This window comes from Methyloversatilis sp. XJ19-13 (assembly GCF_024580155.1).
Classification (GTDB): domain Bacteria; phylum Pseudomonadota; class Gammaproteobacteria; order Burkholderiales; family Rhodocyclaceae; genus Methyloversatilis.
Genome location: NZ_JANINH010000007.1, coordinates 32670 through 51422 on the forward strand (window position 1 = coordinate 32670; position 18753 = coordinate 51422).

The 18753-nt window shown below is 66.4% G+C and carries 14 protein-coding genes; 8 read left to right on the forward strand and 6 right to left on the reverse strand.

Annotated elements, in window-relative coordinates; all coding sequences use genetic code 11:
- The first annotated feature begins 56 nt into the window (after positions 1-56).
- The 6 genes from hpnC (at position 57) to NMQ14_RS11090 (ending at position 6880) form a co-directional block, all read left to right on the forward strand.
- Positions 57-890: a squalene synthase HpnC gene (gene hpnC / locus NMQ14_RS11065; RefSeq protein ID WP_257096083.1), complete on the forward strand. Its 834-nt coding sequence runs from the start codon at positions 57-59 to the stop codon at positions 888-890.
- Entirely contained in the window at positions 887-1720 is an 834-nt protein-coding gene (gene hpnD / locus NMQ14_RS11070; RefSeq protein ID WP_257096085.1) for a presqualene diphosphate synthase HpnD, read from the forward strand. The genes hpnC and hpnD overlap by 4 nt, the downstream gene beginning before the upstream one ends.
- Positions 1705-2985, forward strand: a complete 1281-nt coding sequence (gene hpnE, locus NMQ14_RS11075) for a hydroxysqualene dehydroxylase HpnE (RefSeq protein ID WP_257096087.1) — start codon at positions 1705-1707, stop codon at positions 2983-2985. The genes hpnD and hpnE overlap by 16 nt, the downstream gene beginning before the upstream one ends.
- Before the next feature lie 7 nt (positions 2986-2992).
- Complete coding sequence (locus NMQ14_RS11080) at positions 2993-3916, forward strand: hypothetical protein (RefSeq protein ID WP_257096089.1); 924 nt, start codon at positions 2993-2995, stop codon at positions 3914-3916.
- Between the two features lie 144 nt (positions 3917-4060).
- Complete coding sequence (locus tag NMQ14_RS11085; protein ID WP_257096091.1) at positions 4061-4501, forward strand: putative toxin-antitoxin system toxin component, PIN family; 441 nt, start codon at positions 4061-4063, stop codon at positions 4499-4501.
- Positions 4502-4672: 171 nt separating this feature from the next.
- On the forward strand, positions 4673-6880 hold the full coding sequence (locus NMQ14_RS11090) for a TonB-dependent receptor (RefSeq protein WP_257096093.1): 2208 nt from the start codon (positions 4673-4675) through the stop codon (positions 6878-6880).
- On the opposite strand, the gene NMQ14_RS11095 is transcribed toward NMQ14_RS11090, so the two are convergent.
- The 3 genes from NMQ14_RS11095 to clpB form a co-directional block, all read right to left on the reverse strand.
- Positions 6868-7659, reverse strand: coding sequence for a TatD family hydrolase (locus tag NMQ14_RS11095; protein ID WP_257096095.1), 792 nt, complete (start codon positions 7657-7659; stop codon positions 6868-6870). The two genes, NMQ14_RS11090 and NMQ14_RS11095, sit on opposite strands and share 13 nt — an antisense overlap.
- Before the next feature lie 37 nt (positions 7660-7696).
- Entirely contained in the window at positions 7697-7924 is a 228-nt protein-coding gene (locus NMQ14_RS11100) for a glycine zipper 2TM domain-containing protein (protein WP_257096097.1), read from the reverse strand.
- Positions 7925-8368: 444 nt separating this feature from the next.
- Positions 8369-10954 carry an ATP-dependent chaperone ClpB gene (gene clpB, locus NMQ14_RS11105; protein WP_257096099.1) on the reverse strand — a complete coding sequence of 862 codons (2586 nt, stop codon included), beginning with the start codon at positions 10952-10954 and terminating at the stop codon, positions 8369-8371.
- Positions 10955-11105: 151 nt separating this feature from the next.
- Between clpB and NMQ14_RS11110 the strand changes: the two genes are divergently transcribed.
- Together NMQ14_RS11110 and NMQ14_RS11115 are read left to right on the forward strand one after the other, a co-directional pair.
- Complete coding sequence (locus tag NMQ14_RS11110) at positions 11106-12692, forward strand: acyl CoA:acetate/3-ketoacid CoA transferase (RefSeq protein ID WP_257096101.1); 1587 nt, start codon at positions 11106-11108, stop codon at positions 12690-12692.
- A gap of 25 nt (positions 12693-12717) precedes the next feature.
- Positions 12718-13551 carry a phasin family protein gene (locus NMQ14_RS11115; protein WP_257096103.1) on the forward strand — a complete coding sequence of 278 codons (834 nt, stop codon included), beginning with the start codon at positions 12718-12720 and terminating at the stop codon, positions 13549-13551.
- Positions 13552-13658: 107 nt separating this feature from the next.
- On the opposite strand, the gene NMQ14_RS11120 is transcribed toward NMQ14_RS11115, so the two are convergent.
- From NMQ14_RS11120 to NMQ14_RS11130, 3 genes are all read right to left on the reverse strand, one after another.
- Positions 13659-13964: a hypothetical protein gene (locus NMQ14_RS11120; RefSeq protein WP_069037728.1), complete on the reverse strand. Its 306-nt coding sequence runs from the start codon at positions 13962-13964 to the stop codon at positions 13659-13661.
- A 114-nt stretch (positions 13965-14078) separates the two neighbouring features.
- On the reverse strand, positions 14079-16988 hold the full coding sequence (locus NMQ14_RS11125; RefSeq protein WP_257096106.1) for an EAL domain-containing protein: 2910 nt from the start codon (positions 16986-16988) through the stop codon (positions 14079-14081).
- Positions 16989-17043: 55 nt separating this feature from the next.
- Positions 17044-18684, reverse strand: coding sequence for a FecR domain-containing protein (locus NMQ14_RS11130; RefSeq protein WP_257096108.1), 1641 nt, complete (start codon positions 18682-18684; stop codon positions 17044-17046).
- Positions 18685-18753 lie beyond the last annotated feature (69 nt).

The window sequence follows — 18753 nt, forward strand, 5'->3', positions numbered from 1 at the left end:
GGCACGGATTCTATCAGGCGGGGCCGGCGGCACGCGCCCGGTATACTCCGCCACCCATGTCGGTCGAACACTACGAAAACTTTCCGGTCGCGTCGAAGCTGATGCCGCCAGCGCTGCGCGAGCCAGTGGCCGCGATCTACTGGTTCGCCCGCAATGCCGACGATCTGGCGGACGAAGGCGACGCCGCGCCCGAGGCGAGGCTGGCGGCGCTCGAACTGTGCCGCGAACAGTTGCGCATCATCGAACACGGCGGCGAACCGGACGACGCCATCCACCGCCGCCTCGCGCGCGCGGTGCGCCAGTGGTGGCTTCCGCTGCCGCTGTTCCATGACCTGCTCGACGCCTTCGCGCAGGATGTGGTGCAGACCCGCTACGCCAGCCAAGCCGAACTGCTCGACTACTGCCGCCGCTCGGCCAACCCGATCGGCCGCCTGCTGCTGTGCCTGTACAAGGTGGACGATGCCGCCAGCCTGGCGCAGTCGGACGCGATCTGCAGCGCGCTGCAACTGATCAACCACTGGCAGGACGTGGCGATCGACTGGCGCAAGAACGCCGACGGCATCCCGCCCGGTCGCGTCTACATGCCGCTCGATGCGATGGCGCGCTTCGGCGTGACCGAAGCGCATCTGGCGCAGTCGGACTGCGACGCCGCCTTCCGCGCATTGATGAAACACCTGGTCGATGACGCCCGCGCGCTGATGCACGCCGGCATGCCGCTGGCCCGCACGCTGCCGGGTCGCACCGGCTGGGAGCTGCGTCTGGTCGTGCAGGGCGGGCTGCGCATTTTGCAGCGCATCGAGCAGGTCGATTACGATGTATTCCGCCACCGCCCGAAACTGGGCCGTGCCGACTGGCCCGTGATCGGGTGGAAAGCCCTGAACTACCCATGACACCCGACGAATACTGTCAGGATCGCGCCGCAAAGAGCGGCTCGTCCTTCTACTACAGCTTCCTGTTCCTGCCGCCGCCGCGCCGCCGCGCCATCACTGCGCTGTACGCCTTCTGCCGCGAAATCGACGACGTGGTCGACGAGACCTGCGACATGAGCCTCGCGCGCACCCAGTTGGCCTGGTGGCGCGCCCAGGTCGCCGCCTGTTTCGACGGCACGCCCGAACATCCGGTCTGCCTGGCGCTGATTCCGGCCATCCGCGAATTCAGCCTGCCGCGCGAGCAGCTGCTGGAAATCATCGACGGCATGGAAATGGATCTCGACCAGTCGCGCTATCTCGACTTCAAGGGCCTGCAGCTCTACTGCTACCGCGTCGCGTCGGTGGTGGGGCTGCTGGCGGCGCAGATCTTCGGCAGCACGCAGCGCGAAACGCAGAAGTACGCGCACGATCTGGGCATCGCCTTCCAGCTCACCAACATCATCCGCGACGTCGGCGAAGACGCTCGGCGGGGTCGCATCTACCTGCCGGTCGACGAGCTGCAGCGCTTCAATGTGCGCGCCGCCGACATCCTGAACGCGCGCTACAGCGACGAGTTCCGTCAGCTGATGGAGTTCCAGATCGAGCGCGCCCGGCACTACTACGAGCAGGCGATGGCCGCGTTGCCGGCGGTCGATCGCGCGTCGCAGCGGCCCGGTCTGGTGATGGCGGCGATCTACCGCACCTTGCTCGACGAGATCGAGCGCGACGGCTGCCGCGTACTGGACCGGCGCATCGCGCTGACGCCGGTGCGCAAGCTCTGGCTGGCCTGGAAGACGTGGCTGCGGAGTTGAAGGCCAACCGGCCATCGGTCGCCATCGTCGGCGCCGGCTGGGCCGGCCTGGCCTGCGCGGTGGAATGCGTGGCGCGCGGTGTGCGCCCGGTGGTGTTCGAGGCGGCGTCGCAGGTCGGCGGCCGCGCGCGCGCCGTCGAGCTCGACGGTCTGGCGCTGGACAACGGCCAGCACATCCTGATCGGCGGCTATGTCGACACGCTGGCGATGATGCGCACCGTCGGCGCAGAGCCTGACGTGCTGTTCGACCGCCTGCCACTGTCGCTGCGCTTCACCGACGGCTTCGAACTGCGCGCCCGCTCCGGCTCGCCGTGGGCGCAGGCCGTCGCCTTCATGACCTGCCCCGGTCTGACCTGGGGCGACCGGCTGGCTGCACTGCGCCTGATGGCGGCGATCCGCCGGGCGCCAGCCGCCGACGAGACGGTGACGCAGATGTTTGCGCGTACCCGCCAGACCGACACCAATGTGCGCTACCTGTGGGCGCCCCTGTGCATCGCCGCGCTGAACACCGGACTCGACGACGCGAGTGCCCGCGTGTTCGCCCAGGTGCTGCGCGACACACTGCTCGGGCGCGCCGGCGCCTCAGACGTGCTGCTGCCGCGCACCGATCTGGGCCAGCTGTTTCCGGCGCCAGCTGCCGCCTGGCTGACACGGCAGGGTGGCCAGGTGCGCGCGGGCGAGCGGGTGCGCAGCATTTCGCCGCATGCAGCCGGTTTCGCGCTCGATGTCGCCGGCAACCCGGAAGTCTTCGCACAGGTCGTCGTCGCCACCAGCCCGCACCACGTGCCGTCGCTGATCGGCGCCCTGCCGGGCACCGAGCGCATCGCGGCGGAGATCGCTTCGCTCGGCTATGAACAGGTAAGCACCGTGTTCGCCGATTTCGGGGAAGGCGCGCGCCTGCCGCAGTCCATGATGGGCTTCGCCGACGGCGTGCCGCACTGGATATTCGACCGCGGCGCGCTGGGCGGGCCGCCCGGATTGATGGCCTGCGTGGTGTCGGCCGCCGACGCGGCGCGCGACGACACCGAGCGCGCCGTCATCGACGCGGTACGACGCGCCTTTCCGGCGCTGCCCGAACCGCGCCGGGTGCGCACACTGACCGACCGGCGCGCGACCTTCCGCTGCACGCCGGGCCGTGCCGCGATCGCACAGCCGGCCGACCCGCGGCTGGCGCTGGCCGGCGACTACCTGCTGCCGCTTTATCCGGCGACGCTGGAATCTGCGGTGCGCAGCGGCATCGCCGCCGCCCGGCGCGTGGCCGGCTGAAAGAGGCATGACGATGCGCGACTGCATCATCGCCTTGCTCCTCGCGCTGACGCTGACCGCCCCGGTGAGCGGGCAGCCCGCAAGCCCCATGCCGTTCAGTTTCGCCGCCTGGGGCGACGTGCCGTACAGCCGGGTCGAGCGCGACAAGGCGCGCGACATGCTGGCCGAACAGGCCGCGCTGCCACTGGCGTTTTCGATCCACATCGGCGACATCAAGAGCGGCGGCAGCGTGTGCGACGACGCCACGTTCGCCGACCGGCAGGCATTGCTCGACGGCTCGACCCATCCGCTCATCCTGCTCGCAGGCGACAACGAGTGGACCGACTGCGCGCGCGCATCGGCCGGCGGCTATGCACCGCACGAGCGGCTGGATGCGCTGCGCGCGCGCTTCTTCGCCACCGGAGAATCGCTCGGCCAGCGCCGGCTCGCGCTGACGCGGCAGGACTGCTGCGCGGAAAACGTGCGCTGGTCGCATCAGGGCGTGCTGTTCGCCACGCTCAATGTGTCCGGCAGCGCGCTGCCACCGGGCCCGCGCAGCGAGCAGCTGGAAGCGGCAACGCTGCGCTGGCTGGACGACACCTTCGCGCAGGCGCAGACCGGTGGCGCGCAGGCGCTGGTGATCGCCTTCCACGCCAACCCGGCGTTCGCCGATCACGCGAAGGGCTCGCCGCGCCCGCGTTACCGCTCGCTGCTCGACCGCCTGGCCCTTGGCGCGGCCCGCTATGCGCGCCCGGTGCTGCTGATCCACGGTGACACGCACCGTTACCGGGTGGACCAGCCGCTGCACGACCCGCGCAGCGGCGCCGTCCTCGACAACGTGACGCGGCTGGAAACGCACGGTTCGCCGTGGCTGGGCTGGACGCTGGTGAAGGTCGATCCCGCCGCCACGCCGCCCTTCAGCTTCGAACCGCGCCCGCAGTGGCTGCCTTGAACAGACCGACATCCTGATCAGCGGGGCGCTCACAGCGTCGTGCACAAAAAGCGCTCGACGTTCCTGAGCCGCAATGAAGCCCCGGTTCGTTCGCCCTGTACACTCATAGCCCTTCACTTGCGTCCCCTCGCCCTGCCTCAGCTGATGCGCATCGTCCTCGACACCAATGCCGTGCTCGACCTGCTGCTGTGGCACAACGCCGAACTCGACTGCGTGGCACAGGCGCTGGCGGCCGGCCCTGCGCAGCTGGTGTGTGACGAAGCCTGCCTGCGCGAATTGCGGACGGTGCTGCGCTATCCGAAGTTCGGGCTGGACGACGCGCAAGCGGCGGCGCTCTACGAAGCCTATTGCATGAAGCTCGAACTGTCGCCGCTGCCCGAGAGCCCCGACACAGGCCAGCCGCGCTGCCGCGACCGTGAAGACCAGAAATTCTTCGACCTCGCGGTGCGTGCCGGCGCCGACCTGCTGGTGACGCGTGACCGCGCCTTGCTGCGCCTGGGCCGACACCGTCTGTGCCCGCCGACCTTGCGCATCCTCGCGCCCCCCGCCATCCAGACCTTGTTCACCGCGGCACGCGGTGAGTAATTCCCGGCGTCCGCCGCGGGTCGCAGATTCAAGCTTTTCGTGAGGTTTTGTAAGTCGGCCCTGCCTATACTCCGGCCGCTTCGACAGACGTGCGCAGACACGTCGCCCAACCCAATTCGCAACGCGCAACTCCGCGCGCCTTGCCTGCAGATATCCTGAGAGAGGCCCCGCATGACCCCCGCGCTCCGTCACACCCCGCTTGCGCTCGCCCTTGCGCTGATTGGCCAGTGCGCCAGCGCCGAAGAACTGAAGATTGCCCCCACCGTGGTCATCACCGGAACCCGGGTCGAGCAGAATTCCTTCGATCTGCCGATGGCCATCGATTCGATCGACAAGACGACGATCCAGGAACAGCGCGGCACGGTGAATCTGTCGGAAGTGATCAATCGCGTGCCGGGCGTGGCTTCGGCCGGCAAGGAGAACTACACGCAGGAGCAATCGCTGACGATCCGCGGCTTCGGCGCGCGGTCGGCGTTCGGCGTACGTGGGGTCAAGCTGATTGCCGACGGCATTCCGGCCAGCACGCCGGACGGTCAGGGCGGCACCGGTCTGTTCGACCTGGCATCGGCCAGTCGCATCGAAGTGCTGCGCGGCCCTTTCTCGGCGCTGTACGGCAACCATTCGGGCGGCGTCGTCCAGATCTTCACCGAAGACGGACCGGAGAACTTCACGATCACCCCCAGCTTCCAGTTCGGCAGCTACGGCACGCAGCGCTCCGGCGTGAAGTTCGGCGACACCGTCGGCAATCTGAACTACACCGCCAGCGTGTCGGATTTCCGTACCGACGGCTACCGCGACTACAGCCGCTCGGACAAGCAGCAGGCCAATTTCAAGGCACGCTGGATGCTCGGCGACAAGGCTTCGCTGACCTTCGTCGGCAACTACATGCATCAGCAGGGTCAGGATCCGCTCGGCCTCACCTTCACCCAGCTGAACAGCGATCGCCGGCAGCAGGGCACCTCCAATCGCAACCTCGCCGGCAACCCGGGCATCGCCGAATTCTTCGGCACGCGTCGCACACTCGAAAACTCGCAGGGTGGCGTGGTGTTCGACACCGCCCTGTCCGACCGGGACAACCTGCGCGCGATGTTCTACCTGGGCAACCGCAACAACGAGCAGTACCTGGCACTGAATGCGGGTACGCAGGACAACGTCACCGCATCCGGTGGCGTATCGGTCTTCGATCGTGACTACTGGGGCACCAGCCTGCGCTGGACGCGCAAGCTCGAAACCGTCACGTTCAGCGTCGGCGCAGAGTACGAGCGCGCCGACGAAGCACGCAAGGGCTACCGCAACGGCACGACCACCGCCGGCGCGCAGGCGCTGAGTGCCGTGTTCGGCTTCCGCGGCGCCCTCAAGCGCGACGAGCGCAACGTAGCGGAACAGACGGGCACCTTCGTCCAGGGCGAGTGGGCCGTCACGAAGGATGTGTCGCTGTCGGGTGGCCTGCGCTACACGAAGATGGATTTCAAGTCGAACGACAACTTCATCTGCAACGGCGGATGCTCCGGCACGACGAATGTCGCCGGCGTGAATCCGGACGACAGCGGTTCGGCTTCGTTCAGCGACTGGACGTATGCACTCGGTGCCATATGGAAGGTGACCCAGACCAGCAACTTCTATGCGAACGCAGGGCGCAGTTTCGAAGCGCCGACGCTGATCGAACTGGCCTACCGTCCGGATGGCGGCGCCGGCCTGAATTTCGATCTGAAGCCGTCGGTCAGCGACCACTACGAAATCGGCTTCAAGACTTTTCTGAACAATTCGACCCGGCTCGACGTGGCGGCTTTCTACATCGATTCGTCCGATGAGGTGGTCATCCGCAGCAACGAGAACGGGCGCGCGGTGTACCAGAATGCCGGCGACACGTCGCGCCGCGGCCTCGAACTGGCGATCGACTCCCGGCTGACCCGCGACATCGGCGCCTATGCGTCGCTGACGCTGATCAAGGCCGAATTCGAAGATACCTTTGCCACCTGCCTGACCACCCCCTGCGCGGTCAATCAGGCGACCACCGTCGATTCGGGCAACAAGATCGCCGGCGTCGCCAACAAGTCGTTCTTCGGCGAAGTCACCTACAAGCACGATCCATGGGGCTTCAGTGGCGGCGTCGAGTACCGCGCCAGCGGCCGCATGTTCGGCGACGATACCAATCTGGTGCGGGTGGGTGGCTATGGTGTGGCATCGATCCGCGGCGGTTTCACGCAGACGGTCGGCGGCTGGAAGCTGAACGAATTCGCGCGCATCGACAACCTCTTCGACAAGGAATACGTCGGTTCGGTGTACATCAACGCCGGCAATGCACTGACGGGTCGCTACTACGCGCCGGCGTCGGAGCGCACCTGGCTGATCGGCGTGTCCGCCAGCTACGCGCTGTAAGCGTTCGCGGCGAGCCGGGGCAGCACGCGCAGCGCGTTCGCCCCGGTGGCCTGCACCAGCGTCTCTTCGCTGACACCACGGATGCCGGCAATCACCTGCGCGATGCGCGGGAGGTTGGCCGGCTCGTTGCGTTCACCGGCTGCAAATTCGGGCGGAATGTCGGGCGAGTCGGTTTCGAGCACCAGCGCGTCGAGCGGCAGTTCGGTCACCAACCGGCGCAGGTTCAGCGCTCGCGCCCAGGTCACCGCGCCTCCGAAGCCCAGTGCGAAACCCAGCTTGATGAATTCGTCCGCCTGCTGGCGGCTGCCGTTGAAGGCGTGCGCGATGCCGCCGGGACCGGTGCGACCGAACACCGCACGCAGATGCTTCAGGATGCGGTCCTGACTGCGCCGCACGTGCAGCAGCACCGGCAGGCCGAAATCACGAGCCAGCCCGAGCTGGCGCACGAAATAGTCTTCCTGCAGCGTCGGGTCTATATCGGTGACGAAGAAGTCGAGGCCGATTTCGCCGACGGCGATCACGTCGGGGTCGTCGAGTTCGAGCGCCAGGGCGTCGATGTCGGACAGCTGTGCCGCGGGGATGTAAAGCGGATGGATGCCCAGCGCAAAGCGCAGGTCGGGCTGGCCGGCGCACACCGCCCTGACGCGACCGAAGCCGGCTCGATCGACCGCCGGCAGCACGATGGCGCCGACGCCGGCCGCGCGAGCGCGTTCAATGATGCCCGCGCGGTCCGTGTCGAATTCGGATGCATCCAGATGGCAGTGCGTGTCGATCAGCATGGGCACAAGCATAGCGGCCCGTGCCCCGATGCGGCGTTCAGCGCTTCTTTTTGCCCATTTCGTTGCCGATGGCACCGCCGGCAATCGCACCGCCCACGGTACCGATGGTGCTGCCACCGGTCAGCACCGATCCGGCGACACCGCCGGCAGCCGCGCCGATCAGCGCATTGCTTTCGCTCTTGCTCATGCCGGCACAGCCAGTCATGAGCGCGGCCATTGCCGACACGACAGCCAGGGTATTCAGGGATCGGTTCGGGGTCGTCATCGCAATCTCCAGGTTCGGGAATGTCCGCCCCGTCATGCCGATGCGGCACGGGGCTTCGAAACGAGTCTAGAAAAGCGGCAGGTCCCACGGTGTCGGTGGGCAGCGCAGACGCGTGTCGGCGCCATCCGACAAGCGGGGAGGCATCAGACACGACAAGGCCGCGACTCCCTCGTGGGAGCAGCGGCCTGTGAGAGTGAAGTGCCCCTGTGGGAGTGAAGTACCCCTGTGGGAGCGGCGATCCACTGCCGGCCCTGCATGGCCGGCCGGCTCTGCGGGCGGCGAGCAGTGCTCGCCGAAACCCCCGCTCCGCCCTCGCCGCGATACGCACTCCGCACAACGACAGTCGCGGCACGATCGCGGCGACGCCGCCGCTCCCACAGGCCGCCACTCCCGCCGGGGTCACTCCCACACAGGCCACCGCTTCTGCAGCGACGGAGCTCTGCGTCAGTTCGGCTTGTGGAAGCGGAACTGACCGCCGGCGTCCAGATCGACGACGATCACATCCTTCGGTCCGAAGCTGCCCTCCAGAATCCGCTTCGACAGCGGATTCTCGATGTGCTCCTGGATCGCGCGCTTCAGCGGCCGCGCACCGAACACCGGATCGAAGCCGGCCTTGCCCAGTTCGGCCAGGGCGGCGTCCGACACCTGCAGCCCCATGTCGAGCTTGGCCAGACGCTTTTCCAGATAGCCGAGCTGGATCTTCGCGATGCTCTGGATATTGCGTTCGTCCAGCGCATGGAACACCACCACCTCGTCGATCCGGTTGATGAATTCCGGACGGAAGAAGGTTTTCACCTCGCCCATCACCGCCAGCTTCACGACGCCATAATCCGAACCCGACATCTGCTGGATCATCTGGCTGCCGAGGTTGCTGGTCATCACGATGACCGTGTTCTTGAAGTCCACCGTGCGGCCCTGGCCGTCGGTCATGCGACCGTCGTCGAGCACTTGCAGCAGCACGTTGAACACGTCCGGATGCGCCTTTTCGACCTCGTCGAACAGGATGACGCTGTACGGCTTGCGCCGCACCGCCTCGGTCAGGTAACCACCCTCGTCGTAACCGACATAGCCCGGCGGCGCGCCGATCAGGCGGCTCACCGAGTGTTTCTCCATGAACTCGCTCATGTCGATGCGGATCAGGTGGTCTTCCGAATCGAACAGGAATTCGGCCAGCGTCTTGCACAGTTCGGTCTTGCCGACACCCGTCGGGCCGAGGAACAGGAAGCTGCCGTACGGGCGGTTCTCGTCCGACAGCCCGGCGCGCGAACGGCGGATCGCGTCGGACACAAGACGCACCGCCTCGTCCTGACCGATCACGCGCTGGTGCAGCTTGTCTTCCATCTTCAGCAGCTTTTCGCGCTCGCCCTGCATCATTTTGCTGACCGGAATGCCGGTCGCACGCGACACGACCTCGGCGATTTCCTCGGCGCCGACTTCGGTGCGCAGCAGCTTGTTGGCGGGCTTCGCGGAACCAGTCTTTTCGGCCTGGTTCAGTTGCGCCTCGAGCTGGGGCAGCTTGCCGTACTGCAGTTCGGCCAGCTTGTCGAACTGACCCTTGCGCTGCAGATCCGTCATCTGCGCACGCACCCTTTCGATCTCTTCACGGATGTGGCTGCTGCCGGCAACCTGCGCCTTTTCGCTCTTCCATATTTCCTCGAGGTCGTTGTATTCGCGCGCCAGCCGGGTGATTTCCTCCTCGATCAGGCCGAAGCGGCGCTGTGACGCCTCATCGGTTTCGCGCCGCATGGCCTCGCGCTCGATCTTCAGCTGGATCAACCGGCGGTCGAGCTTGTCCATCACCTCCGGCTTGGAATCGATTTCCATCTTGATCCGCGCGGCCGCTTCGTCGATCAGGTCGATCGCCTTGTCGGGCAGGAAACGGTCGGTGATGTAGCGGTGGCTCAATTCGGCCGCAGCGACGATGGCCGGGTCGGTGATCTCGACGCCGTGATGCAGCTCGTATTTTTCCTGCAGGCCGCGCAGGATGGCGATGGTCGCCTCCACGCTCGGCTCGTCGACCAGCACCTTCTGGAAGCGGCGTTCGAGCGCGGCATCCTTTTCGATGTACTTGCGGTATTCGTCCAGCGTGGTAGCGCCGATGCAGTGCAGCTCGCCGCGCGCCAGCGCCGGCTTGAGCATGTTGCCGGCGTCCATCGCGCCTTCACCCTTGCCCGCGCCGACCATGGTGTGCAGTTCGTCGATGAACATGATGATGCGGCCTTCGTCCTTGGCCACTTCGTTCAGCACGCTCTTCAGCCGCTCCTCGAATTCGCCGCGGTACTTCGCTCCGGCCAGCAGGCCGGCCATGTCGAGCACCAGCACGCGCTTGCCCTTGAGCGTTTCCGGCACTTCGTCATTGACGATGCGCTGCGCCAGCCCTTCGACGATGGCGGTCTTGCCGACGCCCGGCTCACCGATCAGCACCGGATTGTTCTTGGTGCGCCGCTGCAGGATCTGGATCGCTCGGCGAATCTCGTCGTCGCGCCCGATCACCGGGTCGAGCTTGCCTGCGGCGGCGCGTTCGGTCAGGTCGACGCAGTACTTCTTCAGCGCCTCACGCGACCCTTCGGCTTCCGCACTGCCGACCGACGAGCCGCCGCGCACCTGCTCGATCGCCTTTTCCAGCGTCGTGCGGTCCAGCCCCGACTGCTTGAGCAGACGGCCGATATCGCCCTTGTCGCCGGCCGCCGCAAGCAGGAACATTTCGGACGCGATGAACTGGTCACCGCGCTTCTGCGCCTCGCGGTCGGCAAGGTTCAGCAGATTGGTCAGGTCGCGGCCGATCTGCACCTCGCCGCCGTGCCCCTCGACGGTCGCGATGCGCGAAAGCGCCTCTTCGACCGATTTCTTCAGAGGCGCGACATTGGCGCCGGCGCGCTGCAGGAGCGACGTCGTAGCGCCGTCGTCCTGGTTGAGCAGCGCGAGCAGCAGGTGTGCCGGCTCGATGTACTGGTGGTCGCGGCCGACCGCAACGCTCTGGGCGTCGGCGATGGCCTGCTGGAACTTGGTGGTCAGTTTGTCGAAGCGCATTGGGTTCTCCCGGATCTTGTCTGGTCGGTATCTGGGGCAAACGCGGCGCTTTTCAATCGCGAAGCGCTTGACGCGGATCAAATTACCGGACGAGACGCACGCCACAGACTGTGTCCGGTAAAGTGAAACCGTTTCGACACGCAAGCCCGACATGTCTGCGCATCACCGATCCGCCAGCAAGATCATGAGTGCCGCCGAGGCGGTAGCCCGCATTCCCGATGGCGCGACCTTGGCCACCACCGGTTTCGTCGGCATCGGTTTCGCCGAACATGTGGCGATCGCAGTCGAACAGCGCTTCATCGATACGCAGCATCCGCGCGACCTCACGCTGGTCTATGCGGCGGGTCAGGGAGACGGCCACTCGCGCGGCCTGAACCACTTCGGCCATGAAGGCCTGGTGAAGCGGGTGATCGGCGGCCACTGGGGACTGGTACCGCGGCTGCAGGCGCTCGCCGTCGCCAACCGCATCGAAGCGTGGAACCTGCCGCAGGGCGTGATTTCGCAGTTGTTCCGCGACATCGCCGCGCATCGCCCCGGTCAGCTGACGCGCGTCGGACTCGATACCTTCGTCGACCCGATACACGGCGGTGGCCGGATCAATGCGATCACGACCGAAGACATGGTCACCCGCATGCGCATCGGCGACGAGGACTTCCTCTTCTACAAGGCTTTTCCGGTGACGGTGGCGCTGGTGCGCGGCACCACGGCAGACACCAACGGCAACGTGACGATGGAGCGCGAGGCGCTGACACAGGAAGCGCTGGCGGTCGCGATGGCGGCGCACAACTCGGGTGGTCTGGTCATCGTGCAAGTTGAACGCGTCGCGGCACGCGGCTCGCTCAATCCGCGCCAGGTGAAGATACCCGGCGTGCTGGTCGACTGTGTGGTCGTTGCGCCCGCCGAGCATCACATGCAGACCTTTGCCTCGCACTACAACCCGGCGTATTCCGGCGAAGTACGGCTGCCGCCGGGCGCGCTCGCCGCCATGCCACTGGACGTCCGCAAGGTGATCGCGCGCCGTGCTGCACTTGAACTGCGACCCGGCGACGTGGCGAATCTGGGCATCGGCATGCCTGAGGGCGTTGCATCGGTGGTGGCCGAAGAAGGCCTGGGCGATGTCGTCACGCTGACTGCCGAACCGGGCGTCATCGGCGGCATTCCGGCCGGCGGGCTGGACTTCGGGGCGGCGGTGAACACCCAGGCGGTGATCGACCAGCCCTATCAATTCGATTTCTACGACGGTGGCGGACTGGACATCGCAGTGCTGGGTCTTGCGCAGGCGGACGCCGAGGGCAATCTGAACGTGTCCCGCTTCGGTTCGCGCCTGGCCGGCGCGGGTGGTTTCATCAACATTTCGCAGAACGCCCGCAGACTGGTGTTCGCCGGCAGTTTCACGACCGGTGACAGCAATATCGCGGTCGAACGGGGCGCGCTGCGTATCCGGCGCGATGGCGACCGGATGAAGTTCGTGCAGGCGGTCGAGCACCGTACATTCAGTGGCCGCGAGGCGCTCCGCCGTGGCCAGCAGGTACTCTACGTCACCGAACGCTGCGTGTTCCGCCTGATCGACGGCGGACTCGAACTGATCGAGATTGCACCGGGCATCGACCTCGATCGCGATGTACTGGCCCGCATGGCATTCTTGCCCGTCGTTTCATCGTCGTTGCGGACGATGGATCCGGGCATCTTTGCCGACACCGTCATGGCGCTTGACGCGCAGTGGCGGCAGAATCTTTGACATTTACCTCACAAGGAGTCGTGCCATGAGCAATCCCGAGCAGATGTCGGAGCTGCAGAAGAAGAACATCGAGGCGGCGATGCGTCTGGCGCAGCTGTCGATGGAAAACTCTCAGCGCATCATGCAGCTGCAGGTTGCAACCGCCCGCGCACTGTTCGAAGAAAGTGTGGCCAACGCGCGTGCGCTGGCCGATGTGCGCGAACCCGCGAATCAGGTGGAACTGCGGTCGCAACTGGCCCGCTCGACCACCGAAAGGATGCTCGGCTGCGCGCGACAGATCGCGGAAATCACATCGGAAACACAGGCGGAATTCGGCCGGCTGGTTGGTGAACAGCTGAACAGCGGCGGCTCCGACCTGATGGACAGCCTGCGCAAGCTGCTCGCCGGCATGCCGATCACCAGCACGCAATCGATGGGTTCGATGCAGGAAGCCATCGACAAGGCGCGCGGTGCGTTCGAACAGATCAGCGCGCTCACGCGCAGCGCGTTCGAGCAGTTTGCCGGCGGCGCGACGGCTGCACCGGCGCGTCCCAAGATGGCCGCGGAAGCCGCTGCGAAGCCCGTTGCGCCGAACGAGGTTGCGACATCGAAGCCGACCACGGCACCGAAGGTTGCCGCTACGCCGGTCGCACCTGCCGCAAGAAAGGCACCGCGGCCGGCCGCGAAGCCGGTTCGCAAATCCGTCACTGCAGAGCCGGCTACTGAAAAGCCTGCTGCCAGCACGGTTGTCAAACCGGCCGCCAAGGCGGCGAAGCCTGCACTGAAAACCGCCGCCAAGCCGACAGCGCCGGTCAAGGCAGTTCCGGCCAAGGTCGCACCCGCGAAACCCGCCGCGACGCGCCGCAAGAAGGGCGACTGATCGGCGCTGCCGCAACGTCGGCGGAATGCAAAACGACCCGGGTGGCCTGAACCACCCGGGTCGTTTTTCTTTTCAAGGATCCTGACCGGAAAACCGGTCCGGCAAATTTACTTGCCCAAGCCCTTGAACGATGCCATTGCGGCCTGACCGGCTTCGGTCGCGAACGCGGTGAATGTCTGACCCTGCGCCTGCAGCAGCTTGAACAGCGCGGTATTGGCTTCCACGTTGAAGCGGATCAGCTCTTCCGGGGTCTTCAGGCTGGCGGCCTTCTGTGCTTCGGACTGGAAGAATGCCATCAGCTCTTCGCCGGATTTCTTCTGCAGTTCGATCGACTTTGCAATGGTCTGGGCCTGGATTGCCATCAGAGTCTGAACAGCTTCCATCGGCTTCTGAAAATCGGGTTTTGTCGTCATGGTGAGTCTCCTTTGGTTATGTTGCAGTGCAACAATACACACAGATTACCCCTTACGGTCTGGATGTCAATCACTTTTTGATGCGGTCGCTTCAGTTGCCCTTCACCATCCTGTTCAGGACTTGATCAGCCTCAATGCGCGCGGTTCGCTGCGTTGCTTGCTGCCCAGGATGTTGTTTGCAAGCAGGTCGGCCGCACTGAGCGGACGAGAGAACAGATAGCCCTGCACGACATCGCAGCCCTGCGCCGACAGCCGCGAAAGCTGCTCGTCGTTCTCGACGCCCTCCGCCACGACTCGCATGCCCAGGCCATGTGCCAGCGCGATTGTCGCGCGCACGATGGCTTCGTCGTCCGCGTCGCGCACCAGATCGCGCACGAACGCCCGATCCACCTTCAGTTCGTCGATCGGAAATCGTTTCAGATAGGACAACGATGAGTAGCCGGTACCGAAGTCATCGACGGACAGAGAAACGCCGAGCGCATGGATGTCGGCCAGCAGCGCAGCGACGTGATCAACGTCGCTCATCGCGGTGGTTTCAGTCAGTTCCAGCCGAAGCAGTGAGGGCTCGATGCCCGAGCGGTTCAGCGCATCGGACACGCGACGCACCAGCGAACGCCCGAGGCACTGGCGCGCCGACACATTCACCGCGACCGGTACCACGTTCAACCCCTGGCGCGACCACTCGGCGATCTGCCGGGTGACAGCCTGCAGCACCCAGTCGCCGATCTCCTCGATCAGGCCGGATTCTTCGGCGACCGCGATGAAATCGACCGGCTGCAGCAATTCGCTTTCTTCCCCGCCTGTGCCACCTTCGCGCCGGAAGCGCAGCAGCGCCTCGAGCGCCGACAGACGACCGCTCGCCAGTTCGTACTGCGGCTGGTAATGCACCTCGAACCGATTCTGTTCCAGCCCGCGCCGCAGATCCGATTCGAGTTCGATCCAGTCGCGCGTGCCGGCACTCATGTCATGCGCGTAGAAGTGTATGGCCGCACCGGCCTGTGACTTGCTGCGGTACATCGCCGTATCGGCCATGGCGAACAGCACGTCCGGATCGCTGCTGTCTTCGTGCGCAATCGCCACGCCGATGCTGCACGAGAAGCGGAAATCGACGCCATCGAGCGTGATCGTCTGACCGACCGCATGCATCACCTTGGCCGCCACGCGCGACACGGCTTCACGATCGCCCAGACCCTGCAGGATGATCATGAACTCGTCGCCGCCCCAGCGCGCCACCGTGTCGCTGGCGCGGCAGACCGCGCGCAGCCGGCTGGCCAGCGTGGTCAGCACGGCGTCGCCCTGCTGATGGCCAAGACTGTCGTTGATGCGCTTGAACCGATCGAGGTCGACGAACATCACGGCCACCACGCCCGCGTCACGCTGCGCCAGTACCTGACGCAGCCGGTCGCGCAGCAGCAGACGGTTCGGAAGACCGGTCAGCGCGTCGTGCGTCGCCTGATGTGCCAGACGTTCGGCCGCGTCCACGGTGTCGCTGACATCGTTGAGCACCAGCACGACGCCTTCGATGCGACCCGATGCATCGAACAGCGGGCTGGCCGACAGGCGCAGCGCGCGCGCGGGGCCTTCACGGCCTGCCGGCATGCTCACGTGACCCGGCCGCGTCACCGATCGCGCGGTATCGCGGCAGCGCTCTGCCAGCGCCGTTGTCTCGATCAGCAGGTCGCGGCCGAGCACCACCAGTTCGCCGAGCGCACGCCCCTGCACGTGATCGAACGTCGAACCGACCAGAACCAGTGCCTGCCGGTTCAGATAGCGGACGTTCAGCTGCATGTCGAGCCGGAACACTGCATCGGAAATCGCCTGCAGCGTGGCATCGGCGCGGGCATTGGCACGGTTGAGGCGCAACCCGAGACGCAGCGACTGGGTGGCCAGCCAGCCGAGCGCACCCAGCGTGACGGCGATCGCGATGCTGCTCATTCCCAGCCAGAGGGACAGACCATCGAGCAGCATGAGTATGCCCAGCCAGGGCAGCAGCACGGCCAACACCACCAACACAACATCGCGCACGCGACGTTTCGGCCCCACCCACGTGACGGCACCGAGCAGGAGCAGACCGGCGAAGAGGCTCCAGCGCGGCGAAAGAGGTGTCACGACCGCGCCATCGTTCAGTGCCATATAGGCACGCGCATGAAAATCAACCGATGTCATCGGTGCGCCGTGGCCGGACATCGGCGTCGCCAGCGGTACGCCCAGCCCTGCCGCAGTGACGCCGACCAGCACGGTGCGCCCGCGCAGGCTTTCCGGCGGCACGCGACCCGCCAGCAGATCGACTGCCGGAATGTGGCGCAGCGGCCAGTCGTGCGACGTTGGCAGCACGATGACTTCATGGTCGCGCACCCACCGCCCTGCGGCCGCCGCTCCGCCATCATGCTGCCTGCCCAGACCGGCCAGTGGGCGCGGCGGCTGTGACACATCCATCAGCGCCCAGGCAAATGCCGGCCATTGCGGACGGTGTTCGCCGGCTTCCAGAAAGAGACGTCGCGCCAGCGCATCGGCGTCGAGCTCGATATCGACATGGCCGAGCCGCGCTGCCGCTGCGGCCAGTGCCGGCAGCGGCAATAGCGTATCGATGCCGCCGCCCGGCCGCGCCACCGGTGCAACCGGCAGCACCACATTGCCGGCGTGCGCAATCGCTTCGGCAAGGCGCGCGTCTTCGCGCAGATCCGGCGACGGTTCGGCAAACATGACCGGATAGCCGATGCCGGCTACACCGGCACGGTTCAACGCATCGATCAATTCGGCATGGCGCGAGCGCGGCCAGGGCCATGCGCCCATTGCTTTCAGGCTGGCCTCGTCGATGGCAATCACCAGCGGCGCACTGACTGAGCTGGCCGGCGCGTCGGCCGATACGCCTTGCGTCACCAGCAGGTCATGTACCAGCAGGTCGGCGCGTTCCAGCGCGCGCGGCGACACGACATGCAGCACCAGCAGGACGGCGATCGCCGCCACCCACGGCAAACGACGATGGTCGAGCAGCGCGATGGCGATGCGCTGCGCTGCTTTCATCGCGCAAACCTGCCACAGCAGTCAAGCGACTCGACAAACTTCATGCGGGCTCCTGTCAGAGCAACAAAAGCAGCGGCAGCAGCCACCAGGGTTGAAAGGACGGCGGCGGCTCGGGTACGGCGATAGCCTGTACCGGGGCCCAGTCCCCTTCGACACCGTCGGCGGCGAAGCTGCGCACGCGCAGCAGGTAGCGTCCGGGCACGGCATCACGCAGCAGATAGCCTGCGCTGTCGAGCCGGGTATCGACCAGTGGCTGCGCGAAGTCATCGCCCGTCGCAATCTGCAGCTGGTAGCTCATCCCCTCTCCCGCGCTGCGCCAGCGCAGTGCCAGCCCGTCGGGCGACGCCTCCGGTGCTTCCATCGCCGGACCGGGTTCGGGGCGCCGGAACGGCTGCGCGTCGCTGAACGGCCCGACTCCTTCATCGGGATTGCTGCTCGCCACACGCCAGAAATAGCGGCCGGGCGGCAAGGCGTCTTCGGACGCGTACGCCGGCTCGGTGAGATCGCGGCTGTCGACGATCAGGCTGTCGAAACCTTCGCTCGCCGACACCTGCAGACGCCAGCGTTCGTCTGCACGTGACCGGCTCCAGCTCATCGCCGGCCGGTCGTCGCTGATACGGGCATTCGGCGCCGGGCTCACCAGCACCGGCGGTTCCGGTCGCGCGTCCAGCGTCAGCGGCCATTCCGCATCGCGTCCTTCGAGGCCGGTCGCGTCGACACCGCGCACACGAACCCGGTACTCCCCGTCGGGCAGCGTGGCGACGGCTACGGCCGCCTGCGGTGACGTACGGTCGGACAGCACGGTATCGAAGCGGGCATCCGGTGCAACCTGCACGCGGTAGGCCGTGGCGTCGGCCAGCGCCGGAAAGGGCAGATTGAGGGGCAGACGGTCGGCAAACAGGGTCTGCGCCGCTGGCGCGGGCAGCAACGCACGCGGCGGCGCGATGGGCACGCCGCGTGCGGCCGATGCACCCTGCCCGGCGGCCACCTGCTGTTCGCCCGCCGCATTGCCGAAGGCGACGCGGCCTTCGATGACCTCATTGCGCGTATCGGCATCACCGGCATGCACACGGAAGCGCGTGCCGCGCACGGCGGCGATCGCGGCCGGCGTATCGATTTCGAACCGGCTCGTCGTGCCGCTGCGCGGTACCACCAGACTTTCCAGCGAACCACGCAGCAGATCGAGCCGCACCCAGGATCCGGCGCCAACGGCAAAGTCGGCCGACTGGCGCACGCCCAGCTCGCTGCCCGGACGCAACTGAACGCGGCTGCCGTCGCTGAACGCCAGCGCCGCACTGCCTGCTTCGCCGGTCAGCACGCGCGTACCGACGGCCAGCAACTGGCCGGCCACCGCTGCGCTGCGCCGCCCGTCCGCAGCGATCACGACCACGTCGCCCTGCACCGCATCGAGCTTCACCTCGCGCGTGCGCAGTTTCAGCCAGTCTTCAGGAATCAGCAGCCGGGTGCCGGGCTGCATGCGACGCGGCTCGGTGATCCGGTTGTAGCGCTGGATGCGCGGCCAGTAGGACAGATCCTTCAGATAGCGCTGGGTGAGGTTCCACGGGTTATCGCCCTCGCGGACGATGTAGGCGAAATCTGCCGCATGTGCCGACGACGCCGGAACGGCCAGCGCCGGCAACAGCGACAGGGCAAGCACACAGGACAGGGAACAAGCGGACGGCAGTCGTACGAACATCGGACCCTCGGGCGCGCGGCAGCGAAGAACATATGCCTGAATCCTAGCTGCATCGAGGCGGACCCGCCA